This is a genomic window from Enterocloster sp. 210928-DFI.2.20 (assembly GCF_020554465.1).
Taxonomy (GTDB): domain Bacteria; phylum Bacillota; class Clostridia; order Lachnospirales; family Lachnospiraceae; genus Enterocloster; species Enterocloster bolteae.
On sequence record NZ_JAJCHK010000001.1, the window covers coordinates 71427 to 94795 of the forward strand.

The following is a 23369-nucleotide window of genomic DNA, read 5'->3' on the forward strand; positions in this document are numbered from 1 at the left end:
GTGGATGAACATGATGGAAGATACAATATTAGAGGTAGAGAACCTGCGCACCAGTTTTGCCACAGACGCAGGCAGCGTGCAGTCCGTAAGGGGCATCACCTTCCATGTGGGGAAGGGAGAGAGCCTGGGAATCGTGGGGGAATCCGGCTGCGGAAAAAGTGTGACCATGCTGTCAATTATGGGGCTGCTGGAGGACAATGCTTCCCGGCAGGCGGACGCCCTGCTCTTTGACGGTGAGGACTTGCTTAAAAAGTCTCCCAGGGAAATGAGGAAGATACAGGGTAACCGGATTGGCATGATATTCCAGGATCCCATGACCAGTCTGAATCCCCTGTTTACAGTAGGGGAACAGATTCGCGGTCCCCTGATGCGCCACCAGAAGCTTTCCAGGAAGGAAGCAGAGAAAAAGGCCCTGGTTATGCTGGAGGCAGTGGGCCTTCCCAGCCCGGAGCGCAGGCTGAAGCAGTATCCCCATGAGCTCTCAGGCGGTATGCGCCAGAGGGTTATGATAGCCATAGCCATGTGCTGTAAGCCGGAGCTTCTAATAGCAGACGAGCCTACCACTGCACTGGATGTGACCATACAGGCCCAGATTCTGGAACTGATGGCCCATATGAAGAATGAGTTTAACACCTCCGTCATATTGATTACACATGACCTGGGGGTTATATCCAGTCTGTGCACCAGGGTTATTGTCATGTATGGGGGATTAATCATGGAGGAGGGGAAGATCGAGGATATCTTCTACCGGACCGGTCACCCCTACACGGCAGGACTTCTGGCCTCCATACCAAAGAGGACAAAGGAAAAGCTGGTGCCAATCTTCGGCACGCCGCCCGACCTTTTGAATCCTCCAAAGGGATGTCCCTTTGCGGCCCGGTGTTCCCGGGCCATGAAGCTCTGCGCCGTCCATCAGCCGCCCTTTTGCGACCTGGGAAACGGACATGTCAGCGCCTGCTGGCTTCACAATGAATCGGTGAAAGCCCGGATAGGGGAGGTGAAGCTGTGATGGCTCAATGTACTGATACCAATAACTGTATTGAAGTAAATGATTTGAAGATGCATTTTATGCTGAAAAGCGGCCTTTTTTCCAAGCCAAAGGTGTTAAAGGCAGTGGACGGCGTAACTTTCTCCATTGAGAAGGGCCGTACCATGGGATTGGTGGGGGAATCAGGCTGCGGCAAAACCACGGTGGGCCGCACCATCCTTAAGCTGTACCAGGCAACTGCGGGACGGATTCTGTATCAGGGAACGGACATCACCGGACTGAGCGACAGCCAGATGGTTCCCTACAGGAAGAAAATGCAGATGATATTCCAGGACCCTTATACCTCCCTGGACCCAAGGAAGAACATAGGCGACATTATAGCCGAGCCCATATGGGCCATGAAGCTGCACACGGGGAAGGATAAGAATGACCGTGTCAGGGAGCTGATCGAGATGGTCGGCCTGAAACCGGACCATATCAACCGGTATCCCCATGAGTTTTCAGGCGGACAGAGGCAGAGAATCGGCATAGCCAGGGCTTTGGCCGCGGAGCCGGAATTTATTGTCTGCGATGAGCCCATATCGGCCCTGGATGTATCCATCCAGGCCCAGGTTATCAATATACTGGAGGAGCTGCAGGATAAGTTTCATTTTACCTATCTGTTCATTTCCCATGATTTGTCCATGGTGCGCCATATCTCGTCAGAGGTGGGGGTCATGTACCTGGGCAATCTCATTGAGTACGCCCAGGTGGATGAGCTGTATGACAACATGCTCCACCCCTATACCCAGTCCCTGATTTCCGCAGTGCCTGTGGCGGACCCAAAGCTGGCTAAGGAAAACCAGAGAATCATCCTGGAAGGAGATGTTCCCTCGCCCATTAATCCGGCTCCCGGCTGTCCCTTCCGAAGCAGGTGCCGCTACGCAAAGGATATCTGCGGCCAGGTTAAGCCGGAGTTAAAGGCGGTCAATGACAAGCATAAGGTGGCCTGCCATCTTTTTGATTAGCCGGATGGGGCCGGATTCACAAGAGCAGAATCACAGGGCCAGAATCACGGGTACAGAATCACAGGTACAGAATCACGGGTACAGAATCACGGGTACAGAATCATGTGACGGTTCCGGCGGTCAGGTATTCAGTTGACTGGGCGCCGGTGGCATATATCGCGCTTAGGGGCCGGAAAACGCCTGCTGGGTGCTCATAAGAAGGAGGAGTGAAATGAGAAAGAATGTAAAAGTATTACTGAGTCTTGTCATGGCTGCTGCCATGCTGGCAGGGTGCGGCGGACAGAGTTCTGAGAAACCGGCTGAGAACGGTGCTTCGGGGCAGACCACCCAGGCTTCGGCCGGGAAGGAAGACGGAGCCGGCAGCGAGGGCGGAAAGGTCATGACCTACGCCATGCAGAAGGAGCCTGAGACACTGGACCCCACCATGAACAATTATGCCACATCATCCATTGTTCTTCAGAATCTGTTTACCGGCCTGATGCAGATTGGCCCGGACGGCGGCCTGATCAATGGATGTGCTGAAAAGTACGAGGTGAGCGGGGACGGACTGGAATACACCTTTACCCTGAGGGACGGCCTTAAATGGTCAGACGGCTCCCCTCTGACGGCCGGTGACTTTGAGTACGCCTGGAAGCGTACCCTGGCCCAGGATACGGCCTCTCCCGGCGCCTGGTATCTGTTCTATCTGAAGAACGGCGAGGCATATAATGAGGGAAAGGCATCTGCCGAGGATGTGGGCGTCAAGGCTGAGGACGACAAGACACTGAAGGTCACTTTGGAGAACCCCACCGCCTACTTTATCGACCTTACAGCTGTCACCGCTTATTTCCCGGTGAAGAAGGATGCGGTGGAAGGGCCGGAGGCCTGGACCAAGTCAGCGGACACCTATGTAAGCAACGGAGCATTCCGGCTGAAGGAAATCAATCCCCAGGCCAGCTATGTGCTGGAGAAGAATCCGGAATACATTGACGCAGATACAGTGAAGCTGGACGGCGTGAATATTGTGTTTATCGAATCCGCAGAGGCAGCGCTGTCCGCTTACAATGCAGGAGAGGTGGATGTAGTGGACAATACCATCATCCAGACCCAGGCACAGTCACAGTACGGCGGAAGCGACGAGCTTAAGTCCTATGATCTGATAGGTACCTGCTATTATGACTTTAACTGCGAGAAAGACTACTTGTCGGACGCGCGGGTGAGGAAGGCGCTGGCAATGTCTCTTAACAGGGACGTCATCAACCAGTCCATCGTTGCCTCCAGGCCGGAATCATCCTATGCTTTTGTGCCTCACGGCATTCCCTATGAGGGCTCCAGCGAAGATTACCGCACCACGGTGGGCAACCTGTTCACAGAGGATGTGGAGGCTGCAAAGGCGCTTATGGAAGAAGCAGGATACCCGGGCGGAGAGGGATACCCTACTCTGACTCTGATTACCCAGAACGACCAGGAGAAAAAAGACGTGGCCCAGGCCATGCAGGCTATGTGGAAGGAAAATCTGGGAGTGAATGTGGAGATTGTTACCTTTGAGCCAAAGGTATACTGGGATGAGCAGACAGCCGGCAATTTTGATATCTGCTATGACGGCTGGACCGGCGATTATCCTGACCCCAGCACCAATCTGGACTGCTTCCTTCTCCAGAGAAATGAAACCCAGTGCCGCTGGCTCAACGACCAGGCCAAGGAATACGACAGCATGATGAAAGAGGCCAGGAGCCTTACGGACAACAAGAAGCGCATGGAGCTGTTTGAGGCAGGCGAGAAGCTTCTGATGGAGGAGATGCCCATACTGCCTCTGTACTACCGCAATGCACAGCTTCTGGTGAAGCCGGGATGCGAGGGCGTTATCAAGACTTATATTGGACATACGATATTTAAATATGCTGATAAGCAGTAGGCATGGTGAGAGAGCCAGGCCATAGTGAGTAAGCAAAGGAAGTAAGCAGAGTAAGTAAGCAGAGTAAGAGGTGCCCACGCCTGGGAATCAGGAGTGGGCAGCTTTTTGGCCGGAGCGCGCCGGAAAACAGTTTTCCGGTATATTCCGGATTAAGGATGAAAGGACGGATTGAGACAGATGGTATTTCCGGAGAGACTTAGGGAAGGGGACACAGTGGGGCTGGTGTCTCCAGCGTTTCCTGTAAAGGAAGAGGAGAGGGACGGCTGCGTAAAGCTGCTGGAGGGCATGGGGTACCGGGTAAAGCTGGGCACATGTCTTGAGAACATGTATAATTTCCACAATTATCTGGCAGGGGATGCCGGGGCCCGGGGAGAGGACATAAACCGTATGTTTGCGGATCCGCAGGTGAAGGCGGTTTTCTGTGTGCGGGGAGGATATGGCAGTTCCCAAATCATGAAATACCTGGATTTTGACCTGGTGAAGCAAAATCCCAAGATTTTTGTTGGATACAGCGACATAACAAACCTTCACTCAGCATTCCAGATGTTTGGGAATCTGGTTACCTTCCATGGTCCCATGGTGTGCTCCAACATGCTGAAGGACTTTGACGCCTACACCAGGTCCGGTCTGTTTGCGGCCCTCAATATGGAGGAGGAGCTGGAGTTTCGTAACCCGCCCGGTGAGGAGGGCTTTAAGACCATCCGGGGAGGGGAGGCAGAGGGCATTCTGGCAGGCGGAAATATATCTGTGCTGGCCAGGGCCTGCGGCACCTTCTATCAGCTGGACACCAGGGATAAGATTCTGTTTCTGGAGGATGTGGAGGAAGGCATTGCCTCCCTTGACATGTATATTACCCAGATGGAGTATGCGGGGATGTTTGAACACGCTGCGGGAATTCTCCTGGGAGATTTTACGGACTGTACCAATGACCGGTATGACGGCACCTATCAGATAGAGGAATTCCTTCATGACCGCTTTGGAACCTTTGATTTGCCTGTGATGTATCATATCAGGTCAGGCCACGACAAGCCCATGGGTACCCTGCCCTTTGGCACCATGTGCCGTATGGACGGGGACAATAAACGGCTCCGGTTTTACCGGCAGCTGCGGTAGATTCAACGGAAGATTCAACGGTACATTCAACGGCAGATTCTGCGGCAGACGATGGCTTTGTCACAGCCTTGGCGCAGCCTTTTTCAGGCTCCGGAATAAGGAATTTGGAAAAGGCTGCAAAAAAAGTGCAAAAAAGGACAAGAAATTTAAAAAAAGTGCTTGCAATCTCCAGAGACATATGATAAACTATAGCTCGTTGACAGCAGTCGGCATGAAAGTGCAGAGTCACATCAAGGCTGTCAGAAGTTGTGAGTCTGTAGCTCAGTTGGATAGAGCAACGGCCTTCTAAGCCGTGGGTCGGGGGTTCGAATCCCTTCAGGCTCATTGAGCGTAAGCTCTGATGTTTCATAACTTAATATGGTGGGTATGGCGAAGTTGGTTATCGCGCCAGATTGTGGCTCTGGAGGCCGAGGGTTCGAATCCCTCTACTCACCCTTTTCCCCTTTCCGGGTACGGAGAGGGGATTTTTTTTGTGTTTGATATCCCGGTATGATGCCGGGATATTTTATTTTTTAAAAATGTATATAAATATACATTTTTATGTCAAATTTCTCTGGCAGCTGTGTACGGTTTTTAAAATGAATTGATAAATTGTTGAAAAATACGAGGGGGAGCTGTTTTGGAGTTAAAAAATATGAGGGAAATTAGATAAACTAACCAGAAAATATGTGCGGTATTGAAGAAAAAATGTACTATGATATACTCAAAATCAGGAGATGAGAGATGAAAAATATTATTGATGAAATCAACAAAAGATATGAAAATCTTACTAAATCACAGAAAATAATTGCTGATTTTCTGCTGGAGAATTATGCTCTTGTACCATTTGAAACATTAAATGAAATAGCACATAGAATCGGACTCAGCACCACGTCCTTAATCCGTTTCTCCAGGACGATGGGGTATAAGGACTATACGGATCTGAAGAAAAACATACAGGATTTGATAAAAGTAAAGGTAAGCCTTCCTTCCAGGTTTGGCGAGTTATCTGAACAGGGAGGGACTCCCAATGATTTGCTTCTTCGGTGCAGGGACATTGCCGTGAATAATATCGAGGCCACATTAAGGCTTCAGGACACAGAAAAGCTGGATTTGGCGGTAGACTGGATTAGCAGTGCAAATCATAATTATGTGTTGGGACTTAGGACATGCTTTTCTCCTGCTTTTTACCTGGCTGTGGTGCTGTCTCAGATAAAGAAGAAGGTCCGGCTGATTCAGGGGATTGCCAGCACATATCCTGAGGAAATAACAGATGTGGAAGAGGGGGATGTGTGCACTGTATTCTCCTTTCCGAGATTTTATAAGGAAACGGTAAATATAGCCCATTTCATGAGAAGAAGGGGAGCTAAAGTTATAATCATTACAGGCAAGGATATAAGACCTGTCAAACCATATGGAGATATTATCATTCCGTGTTCCGCCGTAGGCCCCTCCTTTAAGGATTCCTACGTGGCAGTCCATTTTCTCATTGACTATATTATTTCAAGCATAGCTGCAAAAAATAAGGATGAGGGAATAGAGGTAGTTTCAAAAATTGAAGAGATATTAAGCCAAAATTATTTCATTGGCTTTTAATACTTTTAATCACAAAGCGCGCTGTTGATTGAAAGCAAAAAGAAAGGAGATAATCTATGAGTTCAAATGAACGAAAGAAACCAAGCTTTTTGTTTGCGTTACTGATCATGGCCGCTGTTTGTGTTGTGGTTATTGTCCCTTATATGAAATGGGGGGTATCTATGGCCGCCACCTTCTTTTTATCGTGGCTGTTTGTCATTCCGGCCTGCATGTCCCTGGGATTTACATACGAGGAACTTGAAAAGGCGGCAGTGTCTTACTGCGGGAAGATCATTACATCTGTATTTATCCTGTTGTCTGTGGGAGGTATGATTGGCGCATGGATTGCCGCAGGAACAGTGTCTGCGATTGTAGATGTGGGACTTCGGATGATAACACCCAAAATTTTTCTTCTGGTTACGTTTATTGTCGGAGCGTTGTACGCAATGGCGTGCGGTACTTCTTGGGGGACATTAGGTACCATTGGTATTGCGATGTCTGCCGTGGGACTGGGGCTAGGAGTTCCCCCGGCCATGACAGCCGGAGCAGTGGTCAGTGCCGCGTTCCTGGGAGATGGCTTTTCTCCGATGTCGGACAGCCCTAATTTGGCATCCGCGGTCACAGGGGTAAAATTGATGGACCATGTCAGGCATCTGGCAAAAATACAGTTTCCGGCCTTCATCATAAGCGCTGTATTATATACCATTTTAGGATTTGTATACGCAGGCGGAGAGGTCCAAAATGAGACCACGCTAATGATAATCAAAACATTAGGTGATAACTATAATGTGGGATTGATTGCCTTCCTGCCGGCGCTTATCGTAATCATACTGCTCCTGCTTAAGAAGTCGGCGATCATCTCAATCCTGATAAGTGCTGCCACCGGTATTGGCGTAGCTGTCATTTACCAGGGAAAATCATTGGCTTATGTGCTGACATGCTTCTGGTCAGGTGTAAAGAGCGATACCGGGATGGAACTTGTGGATACATTGCTGTCAAGAGGCGGAGTCACCAGCCTGTTTTCCAGTGCGTCCCTGTATCTCATCACATTCGGCCTTATCGGTATATTGACCCAGGCCGGTGTTCTGGATGCTGTGGTGGCGCCGATTGTTAATAAAGTAAAGACGGGTTTCCAGCTTCTCATAACAACCATTATTACAGGTTTCTTAGGAGATGCAGTGGGGTGTTCCGGTTCTTTTGCCTATCTTTTTGCGGGAAACCTCATGAAACCGCTCTACAAGAAAATGAATGTAAGCGATTTGGATTTAACCAGAAATCTGGCCTGCTCTGTAACCCCTTTAGGGCCGTTGATTCCATGGAACATGAACGCTGTCATTGCTCTGGATCTTTTGGGGGTATCCTGTTTCCAATATGCGCCCTACTGTTTCCAGGCATATGTCATGCCGGTTCTGTTAATCGTCAATTATCTGCTATTTAATAAAAGGGGAGGACAGCAAAATGGGGAAAATTAAGAATACAGAGAGTCTTCTAAATCATGGAGACAGGGAATCCAGGAAAAAGATTACAGAACTGCTGGAGCGCATGTGGGCAAAGGTGGACGCATACCATCTGATTAAGGAACTTATGTCTGTGGACGGTAATCGTCTGACCATTGGTACAAAGCGCTGGGATATGGATAAACTGGGCAATATCTATCTTTTTGGCGCGGGAAAAGCGTGTAATGCCATGGCCATGGCCGTATGTGATGTATTGAAGGAGAAGCTGACAGAAGGTGTTATATCCGTGAAGATAGCAGAGGATAACGATACCTATATCAATACCAGGGTCTATGTGGGAGGACACCCCCTTCCAAATGAAGAGGGGTACCGGGCCGCTGAAGATATAATACAAATGATTGATAAGGGAAAGCCGGGTGACCTGTTCATCTCTGTCATCAGCGGAGGCAGTTCCGCTTTACTGACATGCCCCAAAGAGGGCATCACATTGCAGGAGGAGATACAGGCCCAGGATATGCTGCTGCGCTCCGGCGCGAAGATTGAGGAAATCAATGCGGTCAGACGCCATATTTCCAGAACCAACGGCGGGCGCCTTGCGGAGCAGGTACTTAAAAATGGCGCTGAGATTGTAAATATAATTGTGGGAGACGGTGTGGGGGTAAAGCCTACTGTAGATTTCAAGGCACCGTTCCAGTTTTTCGGCACACCGGTGGCTCCGGATAAGACTACGATACAGGATGCGCGGGACTGTATCAGGAATTATCAGCTGGAGGACAAGCTGCCAGAGTCTATTTTAAAATATCTGTATGAAGATAATCCGGAGCATGAGACCCCAAAAGCATTTGGAGAGGGTGTGACGCACTTCTGCCTTAACAATGTACCGGATTCATGTGAAGCTGCAGTGGAAGCTGCCAGGGAAATGGGAATCAGCTCCATGGTATTTTCCACCTTTATCGAAGGTGAAAGCCGGGAGGCAGGATACTTCTTTGCCTCCATGGCAAGGGAGATACAGGCTAATCACAGACCGATTAAGGCGCCCTGCTTTGTATTCTGTTCAGGGGAGACCACGACGAAAGTGGAGGACGGATGCAGGGGAACGGGAGGTCCTTCCCATGAGCTTGCATTGGGATTTGCCCATGGTGCCAGATACACTGCGGGCGCAGCCCTTGCATCGGTGGATACAGAGGGCACAGATGGGACAACCAGGTATGCGGGAGCACTGACGGATTCACAGACATTGCGGATGCTTTCTGAAAAGGGTATTAATATTTTTGACGTATTCAGAACCCACGATTGCGGCGGGGCGCTGGAGTGTACCCAGGATTCCATACTTACAGGAAATACAGGGACCAATCTGTGCGATTTTAACGTGATGTATGTACCGGAAGCGGAATAAGGGAGGAAAATAGGATGAATGGAAACAGAATAAAGGAAGTAAAGGCAAGACAGGTACTGGACTCTAAGGGAAGGCCTGTGGTAGAGACTGAAATATATACGGAAAATGGTAAGATGGGAAGGGCGGGAGCATCCACTGGCACGTCTGTTGGGAAGAATGAATCGTATGTATTAAGGGATAACGATAAAGAGTTATTTGGCGGCCTCAGCGTTTTTAAAGCAGTAAAAAATATCGAGGAAATCATTGGTCCGGCTTTGGTTGGTATGGATGTGACAGACCAGCAGGCAGTTGACCATAGGATGATAGAGCTGGACGGGACCAGATATAAGACGAATCTGGGAGGAAATGCAATCTATTCTGTTTCCTGTGCGGCCGCCAGAGCAGCGGCGGCCAGCGTGGGAAAGCCATTATGGAGGTACCTGGCAGAGGAAGAGCCGGAGAGGGTATTTGCGCCGGCATATAATATGATTAACGGCGGTACATATGGGAATTATACCCTTGCATTTCAGGAGTTTATTGTGATTCCTAAAAATGTAAGTACATTCTATGAGGGGTCCAGAATTGGGGTGGAGATATTCCAGAAGATGGGAGATATCATTAAGAAATACAACAATGGAAAACCGCCCGTGATGGGTAATTACAGCGGATATGGCGCCCCATCGGATGACCCGTTTGTATTGTTTGATATGCTTATGGAAGCAGCCTCATCATTGGGGTATGAAGATAAAATTATATTCTCCATGGATTGCGCTGCCAGTGAAATCTATGATGAGGCAAGGGACGCATATCTGTATAAGGGAACGTATATAGACAGGGACGAAATGATCTCACTGCTTTCCAGGATCGCGCATAAATATCCAATCGGGTTTATTGAGGATGCTCTGCAGGAAGAGGACTTTGAGGGATTCAAAAAAGCCAGGAAAGAGATACAGGCTGTATTGATCGGAGATGATTTTATATGCTCCAGCATTGACAGGGCCAAGAAAGCAATCGACATGGACGCGATACAGGGAATGATATTAAAGCCCAACCAGATTGGTACACTGACAGAGGCAATTGAAACGGTCCGTTTCATGAAACAACATGATTTGCTGGTTGTGGCGTCCGGAAGGGCGGGAGGAGTCATTGACGACCCAAACGCTGAATTGGCAATTGCGTTAGGCCTGCCAATCATGAAAACAGGGGCGCCAAGAAGCGGGGAACGCACTATATTCACCAATACCGGACTCAGGGTAGAGGAACAGTTGAAGCCGGGAAAGACAATGGCGGATGTACTTAAGGTTCCGGGATTTGAACGGCTGGGATGATATATCGGATACTTTCACAGATAAAAAACGGGGAATCCTGTAAAACAGGTTTCTCCGTTTTTTTATCTGTTTTACTCCTTTATATAGTATAATACTGTATAGATAATGCATAAAAAGGAGGTTATATTTTGAATATCAGACAAATTGCGTACCTGGCGGGGGTTTCGGTTGCAACGGTTTCCAGATGCATTAATCAGCCGGAGAAGGTGTCGGAGGAAACACGCAATCATATCATAGGGGTCATGAAGCGGGTGGACTACATACCCAACCCCTCCGCCAAAAGCCTGTCAACCGGTTATACAAAGACCATCTTATGTGTAATCCCGACCCTTTGCAATGAATTTTTCAACCAGCTGGTGGAAGGAAGCCAGGCTGTATTGAGGGAAGCGGATTATAAGGTCCTTGTATTTTCAACAGACAGCATAGAGGATTTCTGGCGCAGGGTGGACCAGAGAAGTGTTGACGGAATGATTATATCCGGCTCCGGTTTTATTAACAGCGAGGAGCTGCGCATGGCCAAGATTCAGGTGCCCTATGTATTGATTGAAAATATGGAGCAGTCGGAATCACCCAAGGATGTGACATACGTTTACAGTGATGATTACAAAGGGGTCCAGATGGCGTTAGAATATCTGTACCGGGAAGGCAACCGCGTATTCGGGGTAATCAGCACTTCTGACACTTATTTGGTGACGGAGAGGCGCCGTAAGGCGGTATATGACTTTTTCATGGAAAAAAAGGACTGCCGTCTGTGCATGGTGAAAGCCCATTATGCAGATTTGCAGGATGCATATGACGCGTGCGGGCATTTGATGCGGCTGGAGGAGAGGCCCACCGCTATTTTTGCCTTTAACGATATGATGGCAATTGCGGCAATGAGATATCTGGTGCTTCACGGCATACGTGTGCCGGAGGATATGGAGATAATGGGATTCGACGACAATCCGGTGGCCAGCTTTGTGCTCCCCTCGCTGTCAACCGTGGTTGCACCCAATTACCAGCTTGGGGAAAGTGCGGCCAGGCTGCTGCTGGAAAAACTGAGGGGCAATACAGAGAGTAAAAGTGTGTTGTTTCCGGTGGAATTAAAGCTGAGGGAAACCACCAGAAATAATGTAAAAGAGTATAGAGACAAGCTATAGATTCCGCCCACGGCATAGAAAGTCTGATGTAACCAGTTTCATCCGGAAACTGGTTTGGATTCGTTGACAATCCGTTTTTTTTTGATATAATTAAGAAAAACGCATAATAATAAACAAAAACATATAACAAAATTGTGTATATTGCACAAGAGAATTTTGCGCGTTAAAAAAGATACATGTAAAAATAGAGTATAAAATAAAATGATGTTCTGCCCCGGAAGGAGTACACGGCATGGTAAAAATTATCGGAATATGTGGAAGCCCAAGAAGGAAATCATCCTATGCCGCATTGCGGGAAGCGCTGGACGGCGCACTGGAAACAGGGGACGTGGAAGTGGAGCTCATCGAACTGCGTGCAAGGAAGCTGAACTTCTGCATTCACTGCAATAAGTGTCTGAGAGAGGACGCGGTCCGTTGTACAGTATATGAGGACGATATGACCCCTCTCTATGAAAAGGTATATCAGGCTGACGGGATGATAATAGCATCACCGGTCTATGAGATGAATATTACGGCACAGCTGGCGGCCTTTTTCAACCGGTTCCGCCCTACCTGGAATATTATAAAAAAGGATCCCACATTTTTTAACCGGAAGGTGGGCGCTGCGATTGCAGTAGGAGGAACAAGAAACGGAGGACAGGAAGGGGCACTGAACGCAATCCTTGGATTTTACCATACACAGGGTATGGTTGTCTGCAACGGGGGAGCGGGAACTTACGCAGGAGCCAGTCTCTGGAATCCGGGGGACGGGTCAGGGGAAATGGACGACCCGGAAGGATTAAAGAGAGCCAGGGCACTGGGTGCAAAGATGGCTGATTTGACAAAACGACTCAATTTGGATAACTAAGCCGGAACGGATTCAAACTACCGGTTTCCATAAGGATACCGCATAATGTTTATTTGCCCTTGTGTTTGTCTTTTTCAAATAAACAGACAGGTATTTTGTGGAAGCCCTGCCAATTCCTGACAAAACATGGCGCCGATTCGTCAGGTAAAAGTTTTGAATATAAAAAATAAAAGGAGAACTTCATACATTAGGCAGAAATGGCGGGAGTATCAGAAACAGGAGTTAGTTATGAGAATGATGAGTTATGGTATCGAAGACAAACCCCGATTGGCAGTAGCGTTTCCATTGGCATTCCAGCATGTACTATCGGCATTTACAGGACAGATTGCGGTAGGTATGCTGCTTGCGATGGGATTTGGGCTCAGTGTCAAAGAAACTGCTTTATTAATTCAGTGTGCGTTATTTATCACCGGTATAGCTACCATTATCCAGTCCTTTGGAATCGGAAAGCATATTGGAGCCAGACTCCCCATTGTATCAGGAGGCAGCTTTACGCTGATTACACCAATGGTGGTGGCGGCCAATAACCCCAATATCGGAATCGGCGGAGCTTTTGGGGCGGCCCTGGTTGGAAGCGGTGTATTGTTTATTCTGGGTCCCATTGCAATCAGGTACTTACATAAGTATTTCAGCCCTACCGTCACAGGGGCAGTGGTGCTGACCGTGGGTATCTGTATCGGCGCAACGGCATTCGGAAACTTTAATGTGGAAAGTGAAACCGCGATGACTGAATTGGCGATTGCTGTAATGGTCGTTGTGGTGATTGTTCTTCTGAACTTTTTTGGAAAAGGCCTTATCAAACAATGTTGTATATTAATCGGCATGGTAATAGGATACGTTGTTGCCGCGGCCCTTGGCATGGTGGATTTTTCAAGCATCGGAGAGGCTTCCTGGTTTTCCATGGTTAAACCCTTTGCATGGGGAGTCAACTTCAATGTGGGAGCAATCCTGACAATCTGCGCGGTTCACATCGGCACCCTGATGGAAATGGTGGGGGACACCACGGGGCTTGTGACGGCGGTATCCAACCGGCTTCCCACCTCGGAGGAATTATCCAGGACCATCCGAGGCGGCGGTATCACGGGAATGTTTGCATCTGCCTTTAACGGTGCTCCGGTTATTACGGGAAGCGCGAATGTGGGTATTGTTGCAATGACCGGCGTGGGAAGCCGCTTTGTTACCGGTTTGGGAGGAATCATTTTCCTTGCTTTTGCGGTATTTCCAAAGCTGGCCCAGCTGCTTGCGCTGATTCCCAACTGTGTTATGGCAGGAGCTGTCCTTGTAATGTGCGGTCAGATATCGGCGTCCGGGCTCCGGGTTATCAGCATGGGCGATTTTACGGAGAGAAACACAACCATCCTGGCCATTGCGCTGGCCATTGGCATCGGCGGCAATTTCGGAGTGGCTAACCTGGCATTTCTGCCGTCAACCGTTACAACCATTTTTACCGGCATTCCCGGTACGGCCCTGGTTGCCCTTGTGCTAAACATGATTCTTCCAAAGGCAGCAGAGGATGAAGTGACCGACGTAAAGCTTGAAGGGGAAATACCGGCCGTGCAGTAAAAAGAGCATACTTATTATTTTAAGAGGATATCCACATGGAGCGCCTTGCACCATGTGGATATTTTTAGGAATACAGCGGGAAATGAGAGGGCCTTTACTATGATATACGTGGAGACGAACAGTATTATCGGTTCGGAAAATCTGGCTTTTGAGGAATATTTTTTAAAGAAAGAGGACATCAGTGAGCCCGTACTCATGCTGTGGAGGAACCGTCCCACCATTGTGGTAGGCGCTTTTCAGAATACCCATGAAGAGATATGTGAGGAGTTCGTCAAGGCCAACAAAATTGATGTGGTGAGAAGAACCAGCGGGGGCGGCGCTGTCTACCATGACTTGGGAAACTTGTGTTTCAGCTTTATCATGGAGCATGGGGATTTTACAAACACAGACTACTCTGCTTTTTTAAAACCGGTTGTAGAAGCGCTTCGGGGAATGGGAATCCAGGCTGGGATTAACGGGCGCAATGACCTGGTTCTGGGAGACGCCAAGATATCAGGAAGCGCGGTAAGAATCTATAAGAACCGGGTACTGTTTCACGGAACACTGTTATTCAGTTCAGATTTAGAAATACTGAGCAGGGCATTGCGGGTAAAACAGGATAAGCTGGTATCAAAGGGTATTAAGTCGGTGCGTTCAAGGGTAACCACCATAGCGGAACATCTTTCCTATGACATGGATGTTCTGGAATTCAGGGAAAGACTGCTGCAGGCCCTTTTTGGGGAATCAGGGGGAAAGGAATATGAAATATCCCGGAACGAGCGCAGGGAGATTATGTGCCTGGCCCGTGACAAATATGAATCCTTCCTCTGGACGTATGGAAAGAACCCGCCGGCAGACCTGACACACGGAAAACGGTTTGGGGGAGGCAGCATAACGGTTAAGGCATCTTTAAAGAATTCGCGGATTGAACAAATCCGGTTTGAGGGTGACTTTCTGGGATGTATGGAGATGAAAGATATAGAACAGCTGCTGAACGGGGTGGTTTATGAGAGGGACGCCGTCAGCCGCGTTTTTGAAGAATTAGATATAAGACCATATTTCGGAACCATAACAAAGGAAGAAGTGGTCGGCTGCATTATGGGAGATGACAGAATATAAACACATGGGAGTGAGACAATGGAACAGGTAAGTCTGGATATAAACGGAAAGAAAACACAAGTCAGCATAGAAAAAAACTGGACCCTGCTATTCGTGCTGCGGGAGGTTTTGGGATTGACAGGCGCAAAGTGCGGATGCAGCACCGGAGACTGCGGGGCCTGCAAAGTCATCATTGACGGAGAAGCGGTGAATTCCTGTCTGGTGCTTGCACGGAACCTGGAAGGAAAGAAGATTGAGACCATAGAAGGCCTTTCAAACGGCACGGAGCTGCACCCCATTCAGCAGGCGTTTATCGACGCCGGGGCAGTACAATGCGGATACTGCACGCCGGGAATGGTGATGTCAGCCAAGGCGCTTCTGGACCGGATTGAGAATCCGACAGAGGAGGAAATCAGGAACAACGGCATCTCCAATAACCTGTGCAGATGCACGGGATACGTGAAGATTGTGGAGGCAATCAGACTGGCCGCAAGGCGGATGATGGAGGCAAAGGCCGGGGGAAAGAAGGAGGAGCGCTGAATGGGAATCATAGGACAGAGCATACCGGTCCGCGACGCGGCCATGAAGGTAACCGGGCAGTTTAAATATACGGCTGACCTGGAGTTCCCCGGAATGCTCCACGCTAAAATATTGTTCAGCCCTGTGCCCCATGCCAGAATAAAGAAGATTGATACAAGCAGGGCAGAGGCACTGGAGGGCGTCCGCGGAGTGGTGTGCTATTTAAACGCCCCGGACACAAAGTATAACAGCTGCGGGGAAGAGATTGACGGTCACAAAACGGAACGGGTATTTGATGATACGGTTCGGTATGTGGGAGATAAGGTGGCGGCCGTGGCGGCGGATACGGTAAAGATTGCCGAGCAGGCAGTGAAGTTAATCCAGGTGGAATATGAGGAACTTCCCTTTTATACTGACCCCGGAGAGGCCCTGAAGGAAGGCGCGTATCCCATTCACGGTGAAAGTAATATTATTTTTCCGGTGGATATGGGGGCCGGCGATGTGGAAGCGGGCTTTAAGGCAGCGGATTATATATATGAAGATACCTATTCCACGCCTGCCATCCACCACAGCGCCATTGAGACACATGCATCCATTGCGGTTTATGACAGCAGCGGCAAGCTGACGGTCTATACGCCCAGCCAGGATGTGTTCGGATACAGGAAGAACCTCAGCAGGATTTTCGGACTTCCCATGAGCAGGGTGCGCGTGGTAAATCCCGGCATGGGCGGCGGGTTCGGAGGAAAAATAGATACAATAACAGAGCCTGTGACAGCCCTGCTGGCCATGAAAACAGGGCGCCCGGTAAAGCTGGTTTACAACAGGCGGGAGGATATTGTGTCGTCCAGGACCAGACACGGAATGGAAATAAAGATTAAAACCGGTGTTAAAAAAGACGGGACCATTCTATCCCAGGATATGCAGGTCATAATCAATGCCGGGGCATATGCGGGCGGGACCATGAGCATTGTGTGGGCCATGAGCGGTAAGTTTTTTAAAAACCACAAGACGCCTAATATCCGGTTCAGGGCCACTCCGGTTTATACCAACACTCCCATTGCAGGTGCCATGAGGGGCTTTGGATCTCCACAGGAGTTCTTTGCCCAGCAGTGCCAGATGAATAAGATTGCCAGAGACTTACATATAAGCATCATTGACATGCAGTTAAAAAACCTGGTTGAACCGGATGGGTTTGACCAGAGGAACGGGCAGAGGCATGGAAATGCAAGACCCATTGACTGTGTGAAAAAGGGGATGGAGCTGTTCGGCTGGGAGGAGGCGGTGAAGGAACAGGAAGAATCCGGGGCGGCAAAGGGCAGGTACCGGATTGGAGTGGGAATGGCAGCGGCCACCCACGGAAACGGAGTGTACGGCGTGTGTCCGGACACAACCGGCGTGATACTTAAAATGAATGAAGATGGTTCGGTTGTCATGTTCACCGGGGTCAGCGACATGGGCAATGGCTCCGTGACAACCCAGGTCCAGGCAGTGGCCCAGGAGCTGGGAATTAGCATGGACCGGATAGAGTGTATACAGGCAGATACAGATACCACCATGTATGATTTGGGAAATTATTCCAGCAGAGGTACGTATGTGAGCTGCAATGCTGCTGTGAAGGCGGCAGGAAAAATCAGGCAGGAATTGCTGAAAGAGGCGGCCCAGCTGCTGGAAGAGGAACAGCAGAACCTGGAACTGAAGGACAACGGGGTTTGTGTGAGGAACAATCCTGAAAAGAAGGCCTCCCTGGAGGAAGTCATCACGCACGCAAGGAAAGTGAACCAGAGGGATATATGCTGTGCGGACACATTTGCCTCCTATGCCCTGGCCATGTCTTACGGCGCACATTATGTAAAGGTATCGGTGGATACCCGGACCGGCGGGGTAAAGGTCCTGGAATATACGGCGGTGCACGATGTGGGGAAGGCGCTCAATCCCATGTCTGTGGAAGGCCAGATCGAAGGCGCGGTGCAGATGGGACTTGGATACGCACTCTCAGAGGGAATCATAATTGACAGCGGGGGAAAGGTAAAAAACACTACCTTTAAGCAGTACCATATTATGAATGCCGGTGAGATGCCGCCTATCAAGGTGGGACTGGTGGAGGAGACAGAACCCACCGGGCCATATGGGGCAAAGAGCATCGGGGAGTGTTCGGTGGTACCCTCAGCCGGGGCAATTGCAAATGCTGTGGCCAATGCAATCGGATGTGAGGTGCACCGTCTGCCATTAAAACCGGATACAGTGCTTGAACTCCTGGCCCGGGAAAATGAGACAGTTGAAAGAAGGGATGGAATCACCTTATGAGATTTGAAGATAAAGTAGCGGCAATCACAGGCGCGGGCCAGGGGCTGGGCGCGGGTTTTGCAAAGGCATTTGCCAAAGAGGGCGCTGTCGCAGTCCTGATAGGAAGGACCGGAGGCAAGCTGCAGGCGGTTGCAGAGGAAATCAGGAAAGAGGGCGGCCGGGCCCTTGTGAAAGTCTGCGACATCGCGGTGCCCGAACAGGTGGAGCAGTGCTTCAGGGAAATTGAACAGGAAGCGGGAAGTGTGGATGTGCTTGTCAATAATGCGGCCTATCACAAGTCGGTTCCCGTGGTTGAGACATCAAACGAGGAATGGCTGAGCCAGATTTCCATTAATCTCAACGGAACCTTTTTCTGCACAAAGGCAGTCCTGCCGGCCATGATACGGAACCGGTACGGAAAAATCATCAACATCAGTTCCTCGGCCGCCAAACACTTCTTTCCCGGATTTGGCGCGTACGCAGCGTCAAAAGGCGGAATCGTAAGCTTCACCCATACGCTGTCCGAGGAAGTCAAGCAATACGGAATCAATGTGAATGCCATATACCTGGGAATGACCAATACGGAGCATACAAGAGAACGGATGGACAGCGACCAGGCAGTGACCATTGATTTGGATTCCATGCTCCAGGTGGAGGATGTGGCGGAAGTGGTGACATTTCTGGCATCGGACGCAGCGGCCCCGATTATGGGTGCGGCCATTGATGTGTTTGGAAAGAAATCATAAGCAGGTTGAGTTATAAGCAGGTTGAACTATAAGCAGGATGAAATAAAACACGGAGGATCATACATGCTGAATATTAACGCAAAAGCAATGAAAGTAGTACGGGAGATTATAGAGGACGCGGACGCCCTTGGGTGTAAGGTGATCAAAATGGACTGCGGGGCAACCCTCATTGACATGGGAATTAACTGTGAGGGAAGCTGGAAGGCAGGGGTTCTGTTCACAAGGGCCTCCATGGGAGATATGAGCACGGTTACCCTTGGGGAATTCAGGCTTAACGAGGATTATACCTTTGCTTCGGTGGAAGTGCTGGTCAACAAGCCTCTCATTGCCTGCATGGCATCCCAGATAGCAGGATGGAAACTGGGTGACGGGGAATTCGCAACCATTGGTTCCGGCCCTGCCAGGTCCATCGCCCATGTGGACTCAGACTGGTACTTTGAGATGACGGATTACAGGGAAGAAAATAACGAGGCAGTGCTGTGCCTGCAGGATGTGAAGTATCCCACGGACCAGATGGCCATGGAGGTGGCAAAGGCCTGTAACGTTAAGCCGGAGGATACGTATATCCTTATTTCCGACAGTACCTGCGTGGTTGCCTCCATCCAGGTGTCGGGCAGGATGCTGGAACAGACCTGCCACAAAATGTTTGAGAAGGGATTTGACGCGGGACAGATTGTGATGATCCGGGGAACTGCCCCCATAGCCCCTATTGTTAAGGATGAAATGAAGTCAATGGGCCGTATCAATGACGCCCTTATCTACGGCAGCAGCGTGGAAATCTGGGTGGATGCATCAGACGAGGCCATTGAGAAGGTGATTCCGGGACTGGTAGGCAAGACTTCGTCTCCCTGCTACGGGCAATTATTTGAGGATGTGTTTGAGAAAGCGGGAAGAGACTTCTTCTATGTTGATCACGATGTGCATTCCCTGGGAAGGGTGCAGATTCACAATATTAATACGGGAAAGGCATTCTGCGGGGGAGAAATAAATTACAAGGTATTGGAAAAGTCATTTTTATATTAATTTAAATACGCAATGGCGAAGAAGAGGATTAGGAGGAAATAAAATGGCACTAAGTAAAGAACGGCTTCTGAAGGTATACCGGGACATGGTAATGATCCGCAGATTTGAGGAGGTAATTGAGGAGTATGCAGCAAACGGAACGATTCCCGGATTCGTACATCTGTCCATTGGCCAGGAAGCGTGTCAGGCAGGTGTGGTGGACGCCCTGAAAAAGACAGATTATAAGTTCCCGGATCACAGGGGACACGGAGCCATTGCTCTGTGCGGAACAGACCCCAAATTAGTGATGGCTGAGATATTTGCAAAGGAGACAGGAATCAACCACGGACGGGGCGGCTCCATGCATGTCAATGACCTGGAGTGCAGGAACATGGGATTTAACGGAATCCAGGGCTCCACCATGGTGACCTGTCTGGGAACCGCATTTGCCTCTGTGTACAATGGGACGGATGACGTGACGGCAGTATTCCTCGGAGACGGAACACTGGGAGAGGGAACCTGCCATGAGAGCATGAATATGGCGGCCACCTGGAAGCTTCCCATTATCTACTGTCTGGTAAACAACGGATACGCCATATCCACACGCTACGAGGAAGCCCATCCCCAGAAGGAGTTAAAAACATGGGGCGAGGGATACGAAGTGCCCAGCTTCCGCCTGGACGGAAATGACATCGAGGCAGTCATCGAGGCAGTGGAAAAGGCTGCGGACCGCGCCAGAAAGGGCGAGGGCCCCACTGTACTGGAATTTATGACATACCGCTGGCAGGGACATTTCGCAGGCGATCCCGCCGCTTACCGCCCGGAGGACGAGGTATCTTACTGGGTCAATGACAGGGATCCCCTGAAGCTTACCAAGGCAATCCTCCTTGAGAGGGAGCAGGTTGAGCCGGCTGTGCTCCAGGCGGTTGAAGAGGAAGAAGAAAAACATGTGCAGGAGATGCTTAAATTCTCTCTGGAGAGTGAGTATCCGGGAATTGAGACTGCAACAACATATACATATGCTGATAGAGAGGTGGAATTAAGATAATGGGCAGAAAACTTTCTTATGGAATGGCAATCAATGAAGCGCTGCATCAGATGATGGGAGCAGATGAAAGAGTATTTATATTAGGCGAAGATGTGGCAAAGATGGGCGGAGATTTCGGAATCACAAAGGGAATCTGGGAGAAATGGCCGAACCGCATCAAGGATACGGCATTATCGGAGTCCGCAATTCTGGGTTTATCCTGCGGGGCAGCTGTGTGCGGGTTAAAGCCAGTACCGGAAATCATGTTTGCGGACTTTTTAGGGGTTTGCTTTGACCAGCTGACAAACAACGCCGCAAAGTTAAACTTCATGTATCAGGGAAAGGCACACTGCGGTATAACGGTGCGTGCCGTACAGGGCGGAGGAATCCGGTGTGCTTACCATCACTCCGCATGTGTGGAATCCTGGTTCATGAACACCCCCGGACTTGTGGTCGTATGCCCCACCACCCCTTATGAGGCAAAGGGAATGCTGATCTCCGCAATTAAAAGTGATAACCCGGTTCTCTTTTTAGAGCATAAGACCCTTTATAATGTAAAGGGAGAGGTGCCTCAAGAGATGTATGAGATTCCTCTGTACGAGGCTGAGGTGGAGAGAGAGGGAAGCGACATCACAATCGTAGCAACCCAAATCATGCTTGACAAAGCCCATAAGGCGGCGGACATCATGGCAAAAGAAGGGGTCAGCGTGGAAATCATTGATCCGAGAACCATTTATCCTTATGACAAGGACACGATCCAGAAATCCGTGGCAAAAACAGGCCGCATCATTCTGGCGCAGGAAGGTCCCAAATGCGGGGGCTGGGGAGCCGAACTTTCCGCCATGATAAGCGAGGATGTGTTTGAGTATTTATGCGCGCCCATTAAACGGGTTACCTCCCTGGATTCCCCGGTACCGTACGCGCCGGTGCTGGAGGATTACGTACTGCCGCAGCTGGATGATCTGGTAAAAACCTGCCGGGAATTGATGGAATATTAAATATAGCCACAAGTGGAGATTGAGAGGAAATACATATGGTTACAAAAGTAATTATGCCCAAATTCGGATTGTCAATGGAGACAGGAGTCCTGGGCTCCTGGCTGGTGGAAGAAGGGGCTTCTGTCACAAAAGGCAGCGCCCTGGCAGAAATAACAACAGATAAAATCACCAATACGTGCGAAGCACCCAAAGACGGGATTCTCCGCAAAATCCTGCTTCCCGAAGGGGAGGAGGCTGCCTGCGGGGAGGCCATAGCGGTTCTGGCGGACACGGCGGACGAGGATATATCGGCGGAGTGCGGGGGAGGCCAGAGTGAAGGGGGCGCTTTTGCGGACAGCGCAGAGCAGGCGGCTGCAGCATCCCCTGTCCCGGAAAAGGCCGCCCCGGCCGATATTAAAATCACGCCGCGGGCCAAAAAGGTAGCAGAGGAGCAGGGGCTTGAATATTCCCACATCCAGGGAACCGGCCTGTTAGGCGCAATCACAATTTCAGATTTGAAGAAACATGGAATTCCCAGGAAGGACCCGGCAGGCGCCGCCTCTGTATCCGCTGCTCCGGCATCGGCGTCAGTCCCGTCATCTGCATCCGGTTCGTCATCTGCATCCGGTCCATCATCTGCATCCGGTCCGTCATCTGCATCCGCCCCGGCATCAGCGTCCGCCCCGGCATCCGGTCCGTCAACCGCATCTGCCCCGGCCGCAGCGCCTAAGGCAGTCTTTGACACACGGCCCTGTGAAGGCGAGGATGTCATTGTCAAGATGAGCACCATGGAGACCGCGATCGCAAAAGCCATGCAGAACAGTCTGCTGACAACCGCCCAGGCCACCATAGCCACAGAGGCGGAAATAACGGAACTGGTCAGGGTATACAAACAGTTAAAGGGAAAATATACCAATGCAGGAGTGAAGCTGAGCTATACCGCCATGCTGATAAAGGCAGTGGCCATGGCATTGGAGAACCACAAGGCTCTGAGAAGCACCATGGCAGACGAGACCCATATTAAAATCAGCAGCCGTATTCACATCGGCGTTGCGGTGGATATCCCGGGCGGTCTGATTGTGCCTGTGATCCGCGATGCAAATATGAAGGATCTGCGCACAATCTGCCTGGAATTATCAGACCTTACCCAGCGGGCTAAGGACAATAAGCTTACATCCGACCAGCTGGGCGGCGCGACCATTACCATCACCAACCTGGGCATGTTTGGAATCACCTATTTTACCCCTGTATTAAATGTTCCGGAATCAGCAATTTTAGGCGTTGGAGCCATTATCGAGAAGCTGATGGTAAAGGACGGAGGCTTCTATCCCGCATCCGTCATGAACTTCAGCCTTACCCATGACCACCGCATTGTCAACGGAGCGCCGGCGGCAAGATTCCTGAAAGAAGTGACAGCCAGCCTGCAGGATTTTAAATGGGTTTAAAAAGTCCTTAAATATTCATTCCCGCTAT

At 49.9% G+C, this 23369-nt stretch carries 19 protein-coding genes and 2 tRNA genes; all 21 read left to right on the plus strand.

What is annotated here, in order from left to right:
- Positions 1-10: 10 nt before the first annotated feature.
- The 21 genes from LI015_RS00340 to LI015_RS00440 all read left to right on the plus strand — a co-directional run bounded on the left by LI015_RS00340 (position 11) and on the right by LI015_RS00440 (position 23341).
- Entirely contained in the window at positions 11-1009 is a 999-nt protein-coding gene (locus LI015_RS00340) for an ABC transporter ATP-binding protein (RefSeq protein WP_118017837.1), read from the plus strand.
- Positions 1009-1995: an ABC transporter ATP-binding protein gene (locus LI015_RS00345; RefSeq protein ID WP_002568017.1), complete on the plus strand. Its 987-nt coding sequence runs from the start codon at positions 1009-1011 to the stop codon at positions 1993-1995. The genes LI015_RS00340 and LI015_RS00345 overlap by 1 nt, the downstream gene beginning before the upstream one ends.
- Positions 1996-2206: 211 nt before the next feature.
- The gene (locus LI015_RS00350; RefSeq protein WP_002568016.1) at positions 2207-3889 is read left to right on the plus strand and encodes a peptide ABC transporter substrate-binding protein; all 1683 of its coding nucleotides are present in this window, start codon (positions 2207-2209) and stop codon (positions 3887-3889) included.
- A 177-nt stretch (positions 3890-4066) separates the two neighbouring features.
- Entirely contained in the window at positions 4067-5002 is a 936-nt protein-coding gene (locus LI015_RS00355) for a S66 peptidase family protein (RefSeq protein ID WP_002568015.1), read from the plus strand.
- 250 nt (positions 5003-5252) lie between these two features.
- Positions 5253-5326, plus strand: a tRNA-Arg gene (locus LI015_RS00360).
- A 36-nt stretch (positions 5327-5362) separates the two neighbouring features.
- Positions 5363-5436, plus strand: a tRNA-His gene (locus LI015_RS00365).
- Between the two features lie 289 nt (positions 5437-5725).
- On the plus strand, positions 5726-6577 hold the full coding sequence (locus LI015_RS00370) for a MurR/RpiR family transcriptional regulator (protein ID WP_002568014.1): 852 nt from the start codon (positions 5726-5728) through the stop codon (positions 6575-6577).
- Between the two features lie 56 nt (positions 6578-6633).
- Entirely contained in the window at positions 6634-8028 is a 1395-nt protein-coding gene (locus LI015_RS00375; protein WP_002568013.1) for a Na+/H+ antiporter NhaC family protein, read from the plus strand.
- Entirely contained in the window at positions 8015-9409 is a 1395-nt protein-coding gene (locus LI015_RS00380; RefSeq protein WP_021892948.1) for a glycerate kinase type-2 family protein, read from the plus strand. The genes LI015_RS00375 and LI015_RS00380 overlap by 14 nt, the downstream gene beginning before the upstream one ends.
- 14 nt (positions 9410-9423) lie before the next feature.
- Entirely contained in the window at positions 9424-10716 is a 1293-nt protein-coding gene (gene eno, locus LI015_RS00385; protein ID WP_002568011.1) for a phosphopyruvate hydratase, read from the plus strand.
- 128 nt (positions 10717-10844) lie between these two features.
- The gene (locus LI015_RS00390) at positions 10845-11855 is read left to right on the plus strand and encodes a LacI family DNA-binding transcriptional regulator (protein WP_002568010.1); all 1011 of its coding nucleotides are present in this window, start codon (positions 10845-10847) and stop codon (positions 11853-11855) included.
- A 232-nt stretch (positions 11856-12087) separates the two neighbouring features.
- Entirely contained in the window at positions 12088-12702 is a 615-nt protein-coding gene (locus LI015_RS00395) for a flavodoxin family protein (protein ID WP_002568009.1), read from the plus strand.
- Between the two features lie 228 nt (positions 12703-12930).
- Positions 12931-14265, plus strand: a complete 1335-nt coding sequence (locus tag LI015_RS00400) for a uracil-xanthine permease family protein (protein WP_118017489.1) — start codon at positions 12931-12933, stop codon at positions 14263-14265.
- A 99-nt stretch (positions 14266-14364) separates the two neighbouring features.
- The gene (locus LI015_RS00405) at positions 14365-15363 is read left to right on the plus strand and encodes a lipoate--protein ligase (protein ID WP_227123703.1); all 999 of its coding nucleotides are present in this window, start codon (positions 14365-14367) and stop codon (positions 15361-15363) included.
- A gap of 18 nt (positions 15364-15381) precedes the next feature.
- Complete coding sequence (locus LI015_RS00410) at positions 15382-15882, plus strand: (2Fe-2S)-binding protein (RefSeq protein WP_054354111.1); 501 nt, start codon at positions 15382-15384, stop codon at positions 15880-15882.
- Positions 15883-18165: a xanthine dehydrogenase family protein molybdopterin-binding subunit gene (locus tag LI015_RS00415; protein ID WP_227123704.1), complete on the plus strand. Its 2283-nt coding sequence runs from the start codon at positions 15883-15885 to the stop codon at positions 18163-18165.
- Positions 18162-18890: an SDR family NAD(P)-dependent oxidoreductase gene (locus tag LI015_RS00420; RefSeq protein ID WP_002568004.1), complete on the plus strand. Its 729-nt coding sequence runs from the start codon at positions 18162-18164 to the stop codon at positions 18888-18890. The genes LI015_RS00415 and LI015_RS00420 overlap by 4 nt, the downstream gene beginning before the upstream one ends.
- A gap of 63 nt (positions 18891-18953) precedes the next feature.
- Positions 18954-19913, plus strand: a complete 960-nt coding sequence (mch, locus tag LI015_RS00425; protein ID WP_002568003.1) for a methenyltetrahydromethanopterin cyclohydrolase — start codon at positions 18954-18956, stop codon at positions 19911-19913.
- A gap of 43 nt (positions 19914-19956) precedes the next feature.
- A complete protein-coding gene (locus LI015_RS00430) occupies positions 19957-20940 on the plus strand; it encodes a thiamine pyrophosphate-dependent dehydrogenase E1 component subunit alpha (RefSeq protein WP_002568002.1) in 984 nt (327 codons plus the stop codon).
- Entirely contained in the window at positions 20940-21917 is a 978-nt protein-coding gene (locus LI015_RS00435) for an alpha-ketoacid dehydrogenase subunit beta (RefSeq protein ID WP_002568001.1), read from the plus strand. The genes LI015_RS00430 and LI015_RS00435 overlap by 1 nt, the downstream gene beginning before the upstream one ends.
- Before the next feature lie 35 nt (positions 21918-21952).
- Positions 21953-23341, plus strand: coding sequence for a dihydrolipoamide acetyltransferase family protein (locus tag LI015_RS00440; RefSeq protein ID WP_227123705.1), 1389 nt, complete (start codon positions 21953-21955; stop codon positions 23339-23341).
- The last annotated feature ends 28 nt before the right edge of the window (positions 23342-23369 follow it).